Raw genomic sequence first — 14,339 nt, forward strand, 5'->3', positions numbered from 1 at the left:
AAGCGGGCGCCATTATACCGGTGAGGTGTGGCGCCCGCTACTGTTTGGGAAATTATCCCTGATTGCCCTGATCGTCGATGAAGCCACGCAGGTGATCGGAGCGTGACGGGTGACGCAGTTTGCGCAGAGCCTTGGCTTCGATCTGACGGATCCGCTCCCGGGTGACGTCGAACTGCTTGCCGACTTCTTCCAGGGTGTGGTCGGTGTTCATCTCGATACCGAAACGCATGCGCAACACCTTGGACTCGCGGGCGGTAAGGCCGGCCAGTACCGAGCGGGTGGCTTCGCGCAGGCCTTCTGCGGTGGCGGAATCCACCGGGGAGAGGGCCTGGATATCTTCGATGAAGTCGCCCAGATGGCTGTCTTCGTCGTCACCAATCGGTGTTTCCATGGAGATCGGCTCTTTGGCGATCTTCAATACCTTGCGGATCTTGTCCTCGGGCATTTCCATGCGCTCGCCAAGTTCTTCCGGTGTGGGTTCGCGGCCCATCTCCTGAAGCATCTGGCGAGAGATCCGGTTGAGCTTGTTGATGGTCTCGATCATGTGCACCGGAATACGGATGGTGCGGGCCTGGTCCGCAATGGAGCGGGTAATGGCCTGACGAATCCACCAGGTAGCGTAGGTCGAGAACTTGTAGCCGCGGCGGTACTCGAACTTGTCGACGGCCTTCATCAGGCCGATGTTGCCCTCCTGAATCAGGTCCAGGAACTGCAGGCCGCGGTTGGTGTACTTCTTGGCAATGGAAATAACCAGACGCAGGTTGGCCTCAACCATCTCTTTCTTGGCGCGGCGGGCCTTGGCCTCACCGATGGACACGCGACGGTTGATTTCCTTGATGTCGGCAACGTCCAGATCCACTTCGGTCTGCACGTTCTGGATACGCTTCTGCAGGCGCACAATCTCGTCAATACGCTCGGCCATCGGCGCTGCGTAAGGCTTCTTGCTCTTCGAGATTTTCTCGGCCCAATCCAGCTTGGTCTCGTTGCCCGGGAACGATTTGATGAAGTCCTTGCGGGGCATTTTGCACTCGCGAACACAGATCTGCATGATCGCGCGCTCGTTCTCACGAACCAGGTCGTTGGTGGAGCGAACCACGTTGACCAGCTCGTCAAATGCCTTGTTGGCGAGTTTGAACGGTGCGAAAACCTGGCCCAGCTCGTTCAGGGCTTCCTGGGTTTTCTTGTCGGACCGACCGTGCTTCGCCAGGGCCTTGTTCGCGGCCTCCAGCTTTTCGTTGAGCAATTCGAACCGAAGACGGGTCTCTTCCGGATCCGGGCCGTTATCGGTTTCTTCTTCCGAGGAGTCGTCGTCATCGTCTGAATCCGAGTCGGAGTCATCAGAGCTTTCGGTTGTGGTGTCCTCACCCATAAACGGCTCGGCGTCGTCAGGATCGAGGAAGCCGGTTACGATGTCGCTGATGCGACCTTCGTTTTCGAGAATGCGGTCGTAAGCCTGAATCACAGTGCCGGCGGTGCCCGGGAAGTGGGCGACCGCAGCCATCACATCGCGGATGCCTTCCTCAATACGCTTGGCGATGACAATTTCGCCCTCGCGGGTCAGCAGCTCGACGGTGCCCATTTCGCGCATGTACATGCGCACAGGATCCGTGGTGCGGCCAGCGTCGGTTTCTACAGCGGCCAGAGCGGCGGCGGCTTCAGCGGCGGCGGCTTCGTCAGCGGTGGAGTCGCCCTCGGTCATCAGCAGGGTATCGGCGTCCGGTGTTTCTTCGCACACCTGGATACCCATGTCGTTGATCATGCGAATGATGTCTTCGACCTGATCCGGATCGGCGATGTCTTCCGGGAGGTGGTCGTTTACCTCGGCGTAAGTCAGGTAACCTTGTTCCTTGCCTCGTGCAATGAGGTCTTTCAAACGTGATTTTTGCGAATTGCCTGACATAGACACCCTGTAAACTCGCTTTTAGAAGGAAAAAAGTTAAACAGCCATTATAGCTGTCGCTTAGTTGCTCTGCCACCAAGGAGCCTAGGCTCAAAGGTTAGATGGTGATCAGTGCCTCAAGTTTCAAGTGCTGCTAGTCCCCGGTGCCACTGCTCAGGGCTCTCAGCTCCTGTCGTTCCTCGGTCGTGAGGTTCGACAGATTTCTCAATAGTGTGGCAAGCCGCTGCTGGCGGGATGCCTCTTCGTTCGGACTCAGAAGCTCGCGGGCGGCGGCTAGTGTGCTCTCCCGCGCGGGAATATGCTCGATCCCGTCAAACAGGTGGTAAAAGCGCTCACGAGCACCTGTATCCAGTGCCAGCGTACGCACCAGGGTTTTCCGGTCCCGGATGTCGTTGGCCAGAATCCACTCGGCAAAATTCCTGGCCTGATTGAATTGCCGGGAGCCGCGGGCCAGTTCGGTCACTTCGGTGGCCAGGTCCGGTGCTTCCAGCAGGGCAAGGCACAGAATGCTGTCCTTGCTGAGCTTCACATCAATCCGATCTTCGGAAACCCGGTCCCGTCGCTGGCCGTTCCAGCGTCCTTTCTGCCCCTGCTGGCGGCCCTGCCACTGGTTCCGGCCACCGCAAAGGCGGAGCATCTCGTGCCACATGGCATCCCGAAGGGTGCTTCGGGGCATCTTGTTGAGCAGAGGTTCAACCCTGGCTCGCAGTTCGCCCCGGTGCTCCGGCAGTTGGAGGTCCAATCCTTCGCTCTGCCGGTCAAACAGGTACCGTGACAGAGGCGTTGCCGCTTCGATGCGCTTCTGGAACGCCTCCGGCCCCTCCTTGCGCACGAGGGTGTCCGGGTCCTCGCCCTGGGGCAGCATCAGGAACTGGAGGTGAAGGCCATCGGCCATCAGTTCCAGTGCATTCTCCATGGCCCGGTCCGCGGCCCGGAAGCCGGCCTGGTCGCCATCGAAGCAGAACACGATGTGTCTTACCTGTTTCAACAGCGCTGTAAGACTGTCCTGGTTCGTTGCCGTGCCCAGCGTCGCCACCGCATAGTGAATGCCGTGCTGGGCGAGGGCGATCACATCCATGTAGCCTTCAACCACAAGCAGCTTGTCCAGCTGCCGGATTGCCTGCTTTGCCTCGAAGAGCCCGTAAATCTCGCGGCTCTTGTGAAACACATCCGACTCCGGGGAGTTGATGTATTTCGCCTTGTCATCTCCGAGGGTGCGGCCGCCGAAGGCAACGGTTCTGCCCCGGCTGTTGCGAATCGGGAACATCACCCGGTTGCGGAACAGGTCCCTGGGTCTGCCGTACTTGTCGGAAACCGTGCCGGTTTCAATCAGCGGACCCTGCAGGTCCTTGCTGGCAACATCAAACAGTGCCGTGCCGGTGGAAGGCGCATAGCCCACCTGGTACTGCTCGATGATGGCGTTGTCCAGGCCCCGTTGTTGCAGGTAGTCCCGGGCGTAGGCGCCTTGCTGGCCTTTAAGCGCTGATTGATAGAAGCGACTGGCAAAGTCCAGTGCATCGGTCAGCGTTCGCGCCTGCTGGATTTCCTGCTTTGCGGCCCGGTCGTAGGGCACTTCGAGACCAACCCGCTTGGCCAGTTCCTCGACCGCCTCGGTAAAACCCAGGCCTTCAAACTCCCTGACAAAGCTGATGGCATCGCCATGGGCGCCACACCCGAAACAATGATAGAAGCCCTTGTCTGGCCGAACGTTGAACGAGGGTGTTTTCTCGTCGTGGAACGGGCAGCAGGCCTTGTAGTTAGCGCCGGCCTTCTTGAGCGTGATGCGTGAACCGATCAGTTCCGCCAGGTCGATACGATCCAGCAGATTTTCAACAAACTGTTGAGGGATCAGTCCGCTCATGGGGGCTCCACATCAGGCCGTCATCGGAGTTGGCCAATAGCCAAAAATGCCGCCGAAGCCAGGCCTCGGCGGCATTTTTGAGTCGCTCTGTGCAGCCTGCGGCTGAACAGGCAATCAGTGCTTTGCAGTCAAGCGGCGTCAGATAAAACTTAGTACAGACGCTCGAACTTGCGCTGTTCCCGCTGAAGCTTCTTGAGATGACGCTTAACGGCAGCGGCTGCTTTGCGCTTACGAACAGCGGTCGGCTTCTCATAGTGCTCACGACGACGTACTTCGGAAAGTACCCCTGCTTTTTCGCAGGAACGCTTGAAGCGACGCAGTGCTACGTCAAACGGTTCATTCTCTTTCACTTTAACAGCTGGCATTCGAAAATCACCTACCTGATAGATTCGGTTTCAATTTTGTCCGTCTGGCGAGCCAGACCGGTTCTCGATCCCTGGTCAGATTGGCTAAAACTCGACCAGTGCATATTTTAGGGCGGCAATGATAGCGCCTGCGTTATGGCAAGGTCAATGTTTGTTCGATGAATCTGCCAGTGGGTTTCGGGTTTCTGCTAAAATGCGCGTCGTTTTCATTTCCGCCAACCAATGTGGCCCGAAATTATGCTGATTCTAGGTATCGAAACCTCTTGCGACGAGACTGGCGTAGCGCTTTACGACACCGAAGCGGGCCTGCTGGGGCACGCCCTGTTCAGCCAGATCGACATGCATGCTGATTACGGGGGTGTCGTCCCTGAACTGGCGTCCCGGGACCACGTTCGCAAGCTCCTGCCCCTGTGCGATCAGGTGCTCTCGGATGCCGGTAAAGGTCGTGCCGATATAGAGGGAATTGCCTACACTGCGGGTCCGGGCCTGGTTGGCGCGCTCATGGTCGGGGGAGCCGTAGCCCATTCGCTGGGGTTTGCCCTGGGTATTCCTGTGTTGGGCGTGCACCACATGGAAGGCCACCTGCTGGCGCCCATGCTGGAAGACAATCCACCTGCGTTTCCGTTCGTCGCATTGCTTGTCTCGGGTGGTCATACCCAGCTGGTAAGGGTGGATGGAATTGGCGAGTACGAGATGCTGGGTGAATCGGTGGACGATGCCGCCGGTGAGGCTTTTGACAAGACGGCGAAGATGCTCGGTCTGGACTATCCGGGTGGCCCCCGGGTGGCGGCACTGGCAGAAAACGGTACCGAGGGTCGTTATCGGTTCCCGAGGCCAATGACCGACCGGCCCGGCCTGGATTTCAGTTTCAGCGGCCTGAAAACCTTCACTCTCAATACCGTCAATGCTGCACGTGAGGCAGGCGGACTGGATGACCAGACCCGGGCGGATATCGCACTGGCGTTTGAAGCCGCCGTGGTCGATACACTTACCATCAAGTGCCGTCGGGCTCTGGAACAGACAGGCTGCAAGCGACTGGTCATTGCCGGGGGTGTCAGCGCCAATAAACGCCTGCGGGCGGGCCTGGAGAAGATGGCGGGCAAGCTCAGCGCTCATGTGTTTTACGCCCGCCCGGAATTCTGTACCGATAACGGTGCAATGATCGCCTACGCCGGTGCCCAGCGCATGAAGGCCGGCCAGCAGGACGGTGAGCGGATTGTGGCAGTGCCCCGATGGCCGATGAACACACTGCCGCCCATCAACGAGACTCGCTCAACCGGCCTGGTGGACTGATCGTCAAAGCCCGGCTTCCCGTCCTTGGGCGAGCCGGATGAGATTGTTGCGGTGGCGAACCACAATTAAAAGCGCGAGCAGGCCGAACAGTGGCAGGGTTTCCGGTTCAAGGAAGGCGCTGATCAGCGGGCCGGAGGCAATGGCTACCAGCGAGGCGAGGGCGGATATTCGCCAGCGCCAGATTACCAGCATCCAGATCGCGGCCATCATCAGCGTTGTGACTGGCGCCAGCGCAAGACCAGCACCGAGCGCCGTCGCGACCCCTTTGCCACCCTTGAACCGATAGAAAATCGGAATCATGTGGCCGGTGACGGCGCACAGGGCAACGACAGCCTGAACCATAACGGAAAGACCGCCGGCATGAGCCAGCCAAACGGGTAACCAGCCTTTCGCGGCATCCAGCGCAAGCGTGAGTAGCGCTGGCGGCCACCCGCCGGTTCGGTAGACATTCGTTGCGCCGGGGTTGCCCGAACCCTGCGCCCGTGGGTCCGGGAGTTTCCAGAGTTGGCAGACCGGCAGGGCAAACAGCACCGAGCCTGCCAGGTAAGCGGCGGCGCAGAGTAAAACCGTTAAAACCGGGTCACTGGGAAACATGCTGTGGGCTCGGAATCAAAGACGTATACAACCAATATGTGCGAAAATGCCCGCCCTGAAAACGCGGGCCATGCTCTTCACAGTATCCCCTGGTTGTGCGTTATTCAATCACCAAAGAGTGGAAGAACTCCGGAGTACCCTTGGCAGACACTGTATTGATCGAAGGCCTCGTTGTGGAAACTGTGGTCGGCGTTTATGACTGGGAGCGGGAAGTCACCCAGGACCTGGTGATCGATCTGGAAATGGCCTGGGATAACCAGGTGCCGGGTCGAACAGACGATGTCGCCGATGCCCTGGATTATGCGGCCGTCAGTGCCCGGGTGGAGACCTGTCTGCAGGCACTCAGGCCGCAACTGCTTGAGCACGGCGCTGAGGTGCTCGCCAAAGCCTTGCAGGATGAATTTGGCATCACGTGGCTTCGGTTGGCGATACGCAAGCCGGGGGCCGTACCTGCGGCACAGGCGGTGGGTGTGCAAATCGAGAGGGGAGTCCGGTGATGGCAGCGGCCGTTCGGGTTTACATCAGTATTGGCAGCAATGTCGACAGGGAACGCTACGTCAGGGCAGCGCTCGATGCGCTCTCGGCATGGTTTGGCGAGCTGATCATCTCCCCGGTCTACGACAGCGAAGCGGTCGGGTTTGATGGCTCTCCCTTCCTGAACCTCGTAGTGGGCGTGGATACGTCCCTGTCGGTTGCCGAGCTTTCGAAGCGTTTCAAACAGTTGGAGGCGGACAACGGCCGGCGTCGGGATGTGCCTAAATTCAGTGCGCGAACGCTGGACCTCGATATTCTCACCTATGGCAGTGCCGTCGGGCGCATCGATGGCGTTGAACTGCCAAGGGGTGAAATCCTGAAAAACGCTTTCGTGCTTCGGCCACTGGCCGACATAGCGCCTGAAGCGGAGCACCCGGTGTGCGGCAAAACCTATGGCGAGCTATGGCGGGAGTACGACACCGGCCAGAAGCTCTGGCCGGTGGGCTTCAGCTGGCAGGGTCGGCAGATTTCACACGCTGCCGGTTGAGCGGAACAGCTCGATGAGGTGATCGGTCGAGCTGTCGCTGGCCTGGGTGCCATCTTCCTCGCCCAATAGCCGCGGCAGGATGCCTTTACCCAGTTGCTTGCCGAGTTCCACACCCCATTGGTCAAACGAATCCACGTCCCAGATAACCCCCTGCACAAAGGTGCGGTGCTCGTAGAGCGCGATCAACGCGCCCACAGTCTCGGGTGTCACCTTCTCCATGGTCAGAGTGTTACTTGGCTTGTTGCCGGGGATCACCTTGTGTGGCGCAAGCTGTTCAATCTCGCTTTCATCCCGACCTTCCGCTTTCAGCTCGGCCCTGGCTTCTTCCACTGATTTCCCGGCCATCATGGCCCTGGACTGGCTCAGGCAGTTGGCAAACAGGTCGGCGTGATGGGTGGCCACCGGGTTGTGGGTTTTCAGGGGTATGATGAAGTCCGCCGGAATCAGGCGGGTGCCCTGGTGGATCAGTTGGTGATAGGCGTGCTGGCCATTGGCACCGACGCCGCCCCAAATCACCGGGCCGGACTGCCAGGCGACGGGGGCGCCCGCTTGCGTCACGCTCTTGCCGTTGCTTTCCATATCCAGCTGCTGGAGGTGGTCTGGCAGGCTGCGCAGGTAATGATCGTAGGGCAGTATCGCGTGGGTCTCGGCGGCCCAGAAATTGGTGTACCAGATGCCCAGCATGGCCATCACCACCGGCAGATTCTCCGGCAATGGCGCATCACAGAAGTGTTGGTCCATGGCATGGGCGCCTGCCAGCAGGGCACGGAAGTTGGCCATGCCAACGCTAAAGGCAATAGGCAGGCCGATGGCTGACCACAGTGAATAACGACCGCCCACCCAGTCCCACATCGGGAAGACGTTCTCCGGATCGATGCCGAAGTCCTGCGCCGCCGGCACATTGGCCGTCACGGCCATGAAATGCTGCGAGACCGCCTGTTCATCCCCGCAATGATCCAGAAACCACTGTTTCGCGACTTTGCTGTTCTCGAGGGTTTCCTGGGTGCGGAATGACTTGGACTGGATCAGGAACAGAGTGGTTTCCGGATTGACCTGGCGCAGTGCCTCGCAAATCTCGGTGCCGTCAATGTTAGCCACGTAATGGCAGCGAATGCCGGCCTGGGCATAGGGCTGAAGGGCTTCGCCAACCAGCTTCGGGCCCAGGTAGGAGCCGCCGATACCGATGCTTACCACATCGGTGAAAGGCTTGCCGGTGTACCCGGTGCGGTGTTGGCCCAACACCTCATCCACCAGGGTTTCCATGCGTTGCAGGGTGCGCTGCACCTCGGCGACCACGTTTTCGCCGTCAACGGTGATGGCGTCGGTTCCCGGGTTTCTCAATGCCGTGTGAAGGGCAGGGCGATCTTCGGTAACGTTGACTCTCTTTCCGCTGAGCAAGGCCTCCCGCCGTGCTTCCAGGTTGCAGCTGCTGGCCAGCGCCAGAAGCGCGTCGAGCACGTCGTCAGTGATCCGATTCTTGGAAAAATCCAGTGACAGCCCTGCGCCTTCAATGAAATAACGCTTTGCCCGCCCGGGATCCTGGTTGAACAGGTCCTTCATGAGAACGCCGTCCAGGCGTTGCCGATGTTCCTTCAGTGTCTGCCATTCGGGTTTCGAGGTCAGTACTGCAGGATGTGCGGGCATCAGAGGTTCCTTTTTCTGTTGGCTTATCGGGTCAGGGACAGGTTATCGATCAAGCGGGTGGTGCCCAGGAATGCTGCCGTCAGGATGGTAATCTCCCGATCCTCAGCCGTGGCCGGTTTGAGTGTCTGACTGTTGACGATATTGAAGTAGTCCGGCCTGAGCCCTGCGTCCCCGAGACTCTGCTCAGCTTCGCTTTCCAGGGCCTGGAAGTCTGTACGACCATCGGTGATCTTGGCGGCAGTAGCCTGCAGCGTCTGGTAGACCGCTGGCGCAATCTGCCGTTCCTCGGGCGTCAGGTAACCATTGCGCGAGCTTTTCGCCAGGCCGTCGTCCTCTCTCACCGTGGGGCCGCCCACCACATCCACAGGGATCATCAGATCCCGGACCATTTTCCGGATCACGGCCAGCTGCTGAAAATCCTTCTCGCCGAATACAGCGAAGTCCGGCTGCACCATATTGAACAGCATGGTGACCACCGTGGCTACGCCCTCGAAGTGACCCGGGCGACTGGCGCCACAGTGACCATCGCTGACATCCGGCACGACCACCTGGGTCTGACTTGCCAGCCCTTCCGGATAGATTTCCTCGGCGGAGGGCGCGAATACCAGTGTGTTACCGGCCGAGGCGAGCTTGTCCTGGTCTTCAGCCAGGGTTCTCGGGTAGGTCTCGAGATCTTCGCCGGCTCCGAACTGCATCGGGTTCAAGAAGATGCTGGTAACCACCACATCCGCCATCTCCGCTGCTTTGCGCACGAGGGAAATATGGCCCTCGTGCAGGTTGCCCATGGTGGGTACCAGGCCGATGGTTTTGCCCTGCTGCCGGTAGCCGCGGAGGATGGTTCTCAATTCTTTCAGGGAATGTACGGTTCTCATGCCTTGAACGTATGCTCCTCAGCGGGGAATGTGCGCTCGCCTACGGCTTTCACGTAGGCCTGCAGGGCTTCCTGTATCGAATCTGTCTCGGCCAGGAAGTTCTTGACGAATCGCGGCTTGCGGCCGGTGGTAATGCCGAGCATGTCATGCAAGACAAGAATCTGGCCGTCCGTATCCGGTCCCGCCCCTATCCCGATGACGGGTGCTTTAACAGCCTGGGCGATGCGCGCCGCGAGAGGCGCAGGGACGCATTCCAGAAGGATGACATCGGCGCCGGCGGCTTCCAGCTCGCAGGCGTGCTCGATCATTATCTCCGCCGCTTTCTCGTCACGGCCCTGGACCTTGTAGCCGCCAAATTTATTGACGAACTGCGGCGTCAGGCCCAGATGTGCGCACACGGGTACGGCGCGCTCGGTCAGAGCGGTAATGGTTTCTTTCATCCAGTCCGTGCCCTCGAGCTTTACCATGTGCGCGCCAGCGCGCATCAGTTCCGCAGCGTTTTCCAGGGCAGACTCAACCGTGCCGTAACTCATGAAGGGCATGTCGGCCATGATCAGGGACCCACGGTTTCCTTTGGACACGCAGCTGACGTGATACACCATCTGGTCCATGGTCACCGGCAGGGTGCTGTCATGCCCCTGGAGCACCATGCCGAGGGAGTCGCCAATCAGGATTACGTGAACGCCCGCTTCGCTGACCACCTGGGAAAAGGTGGCGTCATAGGAGGTAAGGGCAGCGAAGGCTTCGCCCTTCTGCTTGAATTCACGCAGGGTATTGATGGTAACAGCCATAGAATCCTTGCCTTTTGGGTGGATGGGCCTGGCGTGCCGGGGTATCGGCATTGAAGTGTTAAGGGTAATCCGCCGGTGGAAGCTTGCGCAAGCTGTTGTCGGGGCATTGGCGGCGCAGTTCGGTAATGGGGGTGCCGTCTGGCAGAGTCAGGTCGGCCTTCAGGTCCAGCAGGGGCTGGAGCGCAAAGTCCCGGTTCCGCAGCTCCCGATGGGGGATGGTGAGGCGCTCGTCGTCCAACACCTGATCGCCGAAGAGCAGTATGTCCAGATCGAGCGTTCGGGGTCCCCAGTGCCTAAGCCTCTGCCGGCCATGCTGTTGTTCCACGTTCTGAAGTTCGTCAAGCAGTTGATGTGGTGGCAGAGAGGTCCTGAGCCATACCGCACCGTTGACGAAGTCCGGCTGGTCCTGGGGACCGACCGGGCGGCTGGCATAAAACGGCGATTGGGCAACCAGAACCGTTTCCGGCAGGGTGGCCAGCGCGGAGACTGCCCGCGCAAGTTGTGCAGCAGGGTCTTTCAGGTTGCTGCCAAGACCAATAAAGACGTCTGCCATCGTTACTGAGCCGGGCGTTTGACCGGCTTGCGGCGGCGGCGCCGCTTCTTGGGCGCATCGGTGCTTAGTTCCGAGAGCATTCGCTCCTGGCCCCGCTCGTCCTCCTGCTGGAACTCGGTCCACCATTGGCCAAGCCCGGGTTCAATCTCGCCAGACGCCTCGCGAACCAGCAGGAAATCGTAAGCCGCGCGGAACCGTGGATGAGTCATGGTGGCAAAGGCCCGTTTGCCCTGTCGGCGGGGCAGGCGCATCTGGAGTTCCCAGATTTCCTTCATGGGGCCGGAGAAACGTTTCGGAATCGAGGTTGCCTGCACCTGGCGGCCAATCACCTTTCCGATGGCGCCGTGCAGTGCCGGCTGGACCGGGTCACCGTTATCCTGCCTGCGATGCCACTCCGCCTGGAGTGCCGGCCAGAGCATGGCGGCAAACAGGAAGTAAGGTGTGACCGACTTGCCCTGGGCAATACGGGCGTCTGTGTTTCTGAGAGCCTGGCGAATCAGCTCATCCGGTTCTCCGTTCTCGATAGCCCGGGCGGTCTCCGGAAACAGTGGCTCAAGAAGGTCATAACGGTTGAGCAGATCGTAGGTTGCCTCACCATGGCCGGCTGAAAACAGCTTGAGCACTTCTTCAAACAGACGGGCCGGAGGGATATGGGTTAACAAGGGAGCCAATTCCCCGATCGGAGCTTCGGTCTCGGGTTCGATGTCAAAGCCGAGTTTGGTCGCAAAGCGGATAGCGCGAAGCATCCGTACCGGGTCTTCCCGATAGCGGGTTTCCGGGTCGCCAATGAGGCGCAGCTGGCGGTTGCGAAGATCCTCGATGCCATTGGCAAAATCGATCACGGTAAAATCGCGGATACAGTAGTACAGCGCATTGACGGTGAAGTCGCGACGTAGTGCGTCCTCTTCCTGGTTGCCGTAGACATTGTCTCGCAGCAGCAGGCCGTGTTCACTGGTCCTGCGATCGTCATCATCGGTGTCGGTATCGGCTTCCGCGGCGTTGCCCCGGAAAGTAGTCACTTCGATCACTTCGCGGCCAAACACCACATGGACAATCCGGAACCGCCGTCCGATCAAACGGGAATTGCGGAACAGGTCGTGAACTTCTTCCGGTGTGGCATTGGTTGCAATGTCAAAATCCTTGGGCTTTCCGCCCAGCAGGATATCTCTGACACCACCTCCCACCAGGTAAGCCTCATAGCCTGACTTGTTCAGGCGATGCAAAACTTTCTTGGCAGGTTCGCTGATTACCGAGCGGGAGACGTTGTGCTGGTCCCTGGGGATTTCCCGTCGCTGGTAGGTGCGGGCTTTCTTTTTTCCGTTGCCGGGCATGAAGGAACGGAGTTTGTCGACGAGTCGTTTAGGCATTGAAATCCGTGGTTGCGATGAGCAAAAACCGAGAGTTTAACGGTTTGAGCAGGATTTGCACACGTTTGCCGTGGATTACCGTTCCGGAGCCCAGATAATCAAAAGGCGGATCCGTTCTCACGAATCCGCCCTCAAAGCGTTGACGATCTGCATTGTTTTTGTTTTTGCCGGGATTTTTCTTGGTTTTTGTACCCCACTGCATATCCCCATTAAGGGGCATCTCAGCAGTGCAAACGGAAAGCTTTGAATACACAGAGCGGTCAGAGACATCGAGCGGGTCTGGAGTAGCTGTAGCGTCACCTCTGAGGCGATTCTTCTCTACATCTACAACTCGCACGTGCCGTGGAACCACTAAAAAGCAAAGTACCCAAAACACTCAGTTCGCTTACGTTCTGTTGTTGTTTTTGTTACCGAACGCATTCCGCAGCTTTTTGTTCTTGTTGTTTGCGCTGCTTTGTCACTCTTGTTTTTGTTGTTGTGCGCCAAATAGGTTGCAGTCCATGTGCCAGTTTTTAGATTTCTTTTATTAACAGGGTCTTACGATTTTGTAGGCCATAAGTGTTACCCCGTATTCAACCTAAGTGTTACTGAGATCACGTTACTTTCGTGAGGAGTGTTACCGACAGGAACATGGGGTAACAACTGAGCGCGGGTTCATACTATGCCGGGCTCAGTTGCCAGAGGATTTTTTCCGGGGGATGCCTAGACGCTGGCGACGTTCCCAGAGCGATTTTCGGCTGATGCCCAGTTTCTGGGCCAGTTCCGTCTCGCTCATGCGGTCCTGGTTCTCGAGAACAAAATGCTGGAAGTAATCTTCGAGGGAGAGATCGTTGGACGCGTCCACTTCCCTGGTCTGTGTCTGCTCGTTATTACCGTCCACGAGAGTCTCGGGGATGTATTCGTCGCTGCCTTCGCTGTCCAGGTCCAGCAATGAGGGCGTGATCACGTCCCCGTCACACAGGATGGTTGCGCGCTCAATGGCGTTCTCCAGTTCCCGTACGTTTCCCGGCCAGCGATGGCGTTCGAGGGCGCGCATGGCCTCGGGGCTGAGATTGAGATTGGGCTTGCCCATTTTCTCGCCCTGTCGTTTCAGGAAACGGCGAGCGAGGCCGAGAATATCGCTCAAACGTTCACGTAAGGGCGGGATCCGGATCTGCATAACGTTCAACCGGTAGTACAGGTCTTCACGGAATTCCCCGGTGCGCGTCATGGCCTTGAGGTTTCGGTGGGTGGCGGCAATCATCCGCACGTTGACGGTGCGGCTCTGGGTGGAGCCGACTTTCCGAATTTCGCTTTCTTGCAGAACCCGCAGCAGACGTGCCTGGGCTTCGGCCGGCAGTTCGCCGATTTCATCCAGAAACAGGCTGCCGCCATCGGCGGCCTCGATCAGGCCGGTCCTTGCTGATACCGCACCGGTGAAAGCGCCTTTTTCATGGCCGAACAGTTCCGATTCAATCAGGCTTTCGGGGATAGCCGCGCAGTTCACCGAAATCAGTGGCTTGGCAGCGCGGGGGCTGAGCAGGTGCAGGGCACGAGCCGCCAACTCTTTGCCGGTTCCTGATTCGCCCTGAATCAGAACAGTGGTTTCTGTCGGTGCCACTTTCCGGATCAGCGTGAACACCCGCTGCATTGGCTCACACTGGCCGAACATGATGTTGGCAGGATCGCTGCTTTCCGGCGTTTCCAGGGCTGGTGTCGATTCGTCACCCGAGTTCCGGCCGGCGGGTTTCCGGGCCAGAATGTTTTCGACCGCGGCCAGCATTTCATCGTGATCAAACGGTTTGGCGATGTACTCAACGGCGCCCATTTTCATGGAGTCCACCGCTGATCGCAGGCTGGCGTAGCTGGTCATGATCAGCACCGGCGTGTTGGGTGCGCGATTGATCAGTTCGGTGCCCGCTGCGCCCGGTAGGCGCAGGTCGGAAATGATCAGATCGAACTGATCGGGTTCGTGGTTCTGTTCGGCTTCCTCAACGGAGGCCGCATCGGCGACCTCATAGCCGGCATGCAGCAACAGTTTGCGCACTGCCGAGCGAATAATGTCTTCGTCTTCCACGATCAGAATGCGAGGCATAACA

At 58.8% G+C, this 14,339-nt stretch carries 14 protein-coding genes; 3 read left to right on the forward strand and 11 right to left on the reverse strand.

Translation table 11 applies throughout. The annotated features are described in order from the left end of the window. Positions 1–52: 52 nt before the first annotated feature. The 3 genes from rpoD to rpsU all read right to left on the reverse strand — a co-directional run bounded on the left by rpoD (position 53) and on the right by rpsU (position 4,126). Entirely contained in the window at positions 53–1,900 is a 1,848-nt protein-coding gene (gene rpoD, locus J3362_RS15510; RefSeq protein ID WP_349520852.1) for an RNA polymerase sigma factor RpoD, read from the reverse strand. Between the two features lie 133 nt (positions 1,901–2,033). Next, positions 2,034–3,761: a DNA primase gene (dnaG, locus tag J3362_RS15515; protein ID WP_349520854.1), complete on the reverse strand. Its 1,728-nt coding sequence runs from the start codon at positions 3,759–3,761 to the stop codon at positions 2,034–2,036. Positions 3,762–3,910: 149 nt separating this feature from the next. Next, positions 3,911–4,126 (reverse strand): 30S ribosomal protein S21, encoded by a 216-nt coding sequence (gene rpsU, locus J3362_RS15520; protein WP_007153483.1) that lies wholly within the window; start codon positions 4,124–4,126, stop codon positions 3,911–3,913. Positions 4,127–4,363: 237 nt separating this feature from the next. Between rpsU and tsaD the strand changes: the two genes are divergently transcribed. Continuing rightward, on the forward strand, positions 4,364–5,419 hold the full coding sequence (tsaD, locus tag J3362_RS15525; RefSeq protein ID WP_349520857.1) for a tRNA (adenosine(37)-N6)-threonylcarbamoyltransferase complex transferase subunit TsaD: 1,056 nt from the start codon (positions 4,364–4,366) through the stop codon (positions 5,417–5,419). A gap of 3 nt (positions 5,420–5,422) precedes the next feature. Here the strand turns inward: tsaD and plsY are convergent, their stop codons facing one another. Next, on the reverse strand, positions 5,423–6,013 hold the full coding sequence (gene plsY / locus J3362_RS15530; RefSeq protein ID WP_349520859.1) for a glycerol-3-phosphate 1-O-acyltransferase PlsY: 591 nt from the start codon (positions 6,011–6,013) through the stop codon (positions 5,423–5,425). Positions 6,014–6,153: 140 nt separating this feature from the next. Between plsY and folB the strand changes: the two genes are divergently transcribed. Beyond that, positions 6,154–6,510 carry a dihydroneopterin aldolase gene (folB, locus tag J3362_RS15535; RefSeq protein WP_349520861.1) on the forward strand — a complete coding sequence of 119 codons (357 nt, stop codon included), beginning with the start codon at positions 6,154–6,156 and terminating at the stop codon, positions 6,508–6,510. After that, positions 6,510–7,034: a 2-amino-4-hydroxy-6-hydroxymethyldihydropteridine diphosphokinase gene (folK, locus tag J3362_RS15540; RefSeq protein WP_349520863.1), complete on the forward strand. Its 525-nt coding sequence runs from the start codon at positions 6,510–6,512 to the stop codon at positions 7,032–7,034. Before folB ends, folK (J3362_RS15540) begins: the two co-directional genes overlap by 1 nt. Here the strand turns inward: folK (J3362_RS15540) and pgi are convergent. From pgi to J3362_RS15575, 7 genes are all read right to left on the reverse strand, one after another. Continuing rightward, positions 7,017–8,678 carry a glucose-6-phosphate isomerase gene (pgi, locus tag J3362_RS15545; RefSeq protein ID WP_349520865.1) on the reverse strand — a complete coding sequence of 554 codons (1,662 nt, stop codon included), beginning with the start codon at positions 8,676–8,678 and terminating at the stop codon, positions 7,017–7,019. The two genes, folK (J3362_RS15540) and pgi, sit on opposite strands and share 18 nt — an antisense overlap. A gap of 23 nt (positions 8,679–8,701) precedes the next feature. Further along, a complete protein-coding gene (gene panC, locus J3362_RS15550; protein ID WP_349520866.1) occupies positions 8,702–9,550 on the reverse strand; it encodes a pantoate--beta-alanine ligase in 849 nt (282 codons plus the stop codon). After that, entirely contained in the window at positions 9,547–10,341 is a 795-nt protein-coding gene (panB, locus tag J3362_RS15555) for a 3-methyl-2-oxobutanoate hydroxymethyltransferase (RefSeq protein WP_349520868.1), read from the reverse strand. The genes panC and panB overlap by 4 nt, the downstream gene beginning before the upstream one ends. Positions 10,342–10,399: 58 nt before the next feature. Beyond that, positions 10,400–10,894: a 2-amino-4-hydroxy-6-hydroxymethyldihydropteridine diphosphokinase gene (gene folK, locus J3362_RS15560; protein ID WP_349520870.1), complete on the reverse strand. Its 495-nt coding sequence runs from the start codon at positions 10,892–10,894 to the stop codon at positions 10,400–10,402. Positions 10,895–10,896: 2 nt separating this feature from the next. Beyond that, positions 10,897–12,261: a polynucleotide adenylyltransferase PcnB gene (gene pcnB / locus J3362_RS15565; RefSeq protein ID WP_349520871.1), complete on the reverse strand. Its 1,365-nt coding sequence runs from the start codon at positions 12,259–12,261 to the stop codon at positions 10,897–10,899. After that, positions 12,254–12,598, reverse strand: a complete 345-nt coding sequence (locus J3362_RS15570) for a hypothetical protein (protein WP_349520873.1) — start codon at positions 12,596–12,598, stop codon at positions 12,254–12,256. The genes pcnB and J3362_RS15570 overlap by 8 nt, the downstream gene beginning before the upstream one ends. A gap of 333 nt (positions 12,599–12,931) precedes the next feature. Next, positions 12,932–14,335, reverse strand: coding sequence for a sigma-54-dependent transcriptional regulator (locus J3362_RS15575; RefSeq protein WP_349520875.1), 1,404 nt, complete (start codon positions 14,333–14,335; stop codon positions 12,932–12,934). Positions 14,336–14,339: the final 4 nt, after the last annotated feature.

This window comes from Marinobacter sp. NFXS11 (assembly GCF_040148675.1).
Classification (GTDB): domain Bacteria; phylum Pseudomonadota; class Gammaproteobacteria; order Pseudomonadales; family Oleiphilaceae; genus Marinobacter.

Coding starts and splice junctions, on each gene's coding strand:
- plsY (WP_349520859.1), bottom strand. CDS start 6,013: ATGTTTCCCAGTGACCCGGTTTTAACGGTTTTACTCTGCGCCGCCGCT.
- folK (WP_349520863.1), top strand. CDS start 6,510: ATGGCAGCGGCCGTTCGGGTTTACATCAGTATTGGCAGCAATGTCGAC.
- tsaD (WP_349520857.1), top strand. CDS start 4,364: ATGCTGATTCTAGGTATCGAAACCTCTTGCGACGAGACTGGCGTAGCG.
- rpsU (WP_007153483.1), bottom strand. CDS start 4,126: ATGCCAGCTGTTAAAGTGAAAGAGAATGAACCGTTTGACGTAGCACTG.
- pgi (WP_349520865.1), bottom strand. CDS start 8,678: ATGCCCGCACATCCTGCAGTACTGACCTCGAAACCCGAATGGCAGACA.
- panC (WP_349520866.1), bottom strand. CDS start 9,550: ATGAGAACCGTACATTCCCTGAAAGAATTGAGAACCATCCTCCGCGGC.
- rpoD (WP_349520852.1), bottom strand. CDS start 1,900: ATGTCAGGCAATTCGCAAAAATCACGTTTGAAAGACCTCATTGCACGA.
- J3362_RS15575 (WP_349520875.1), bottom strand. CDS start 14,335: ATGCCTCGCATTCTGATCGTGGAAGACGAAGACATTATTCGCTCGGCA.
- dnaG (WP_349520854.1), bottom strand. CDS start 3,761: ATGAGCGGACTGATCCCTCAACAGTTTGTTGAAAATCTGCTGGATCGT.
- folK (WP_349520870.1), bottom strand. CDS start 10,894: ATGGCAGACGTCTTTATTGGTCTTGGCAGCAACCTGAAAGACCCTGCT.
- pcnB (WP_349520871.1), bottom strand. CDS start 12,261: ATGCCTAAACGACTCGTCGACAAACTCCGTTCCTTCATGCCCGGCAAC.
- panB (WP_349520868.1), bottom strand. CDS start 10,341: ATGGCTGTTACCATCAATACCCTGCGTGAATTCAAGCAGAAGGGCGAA.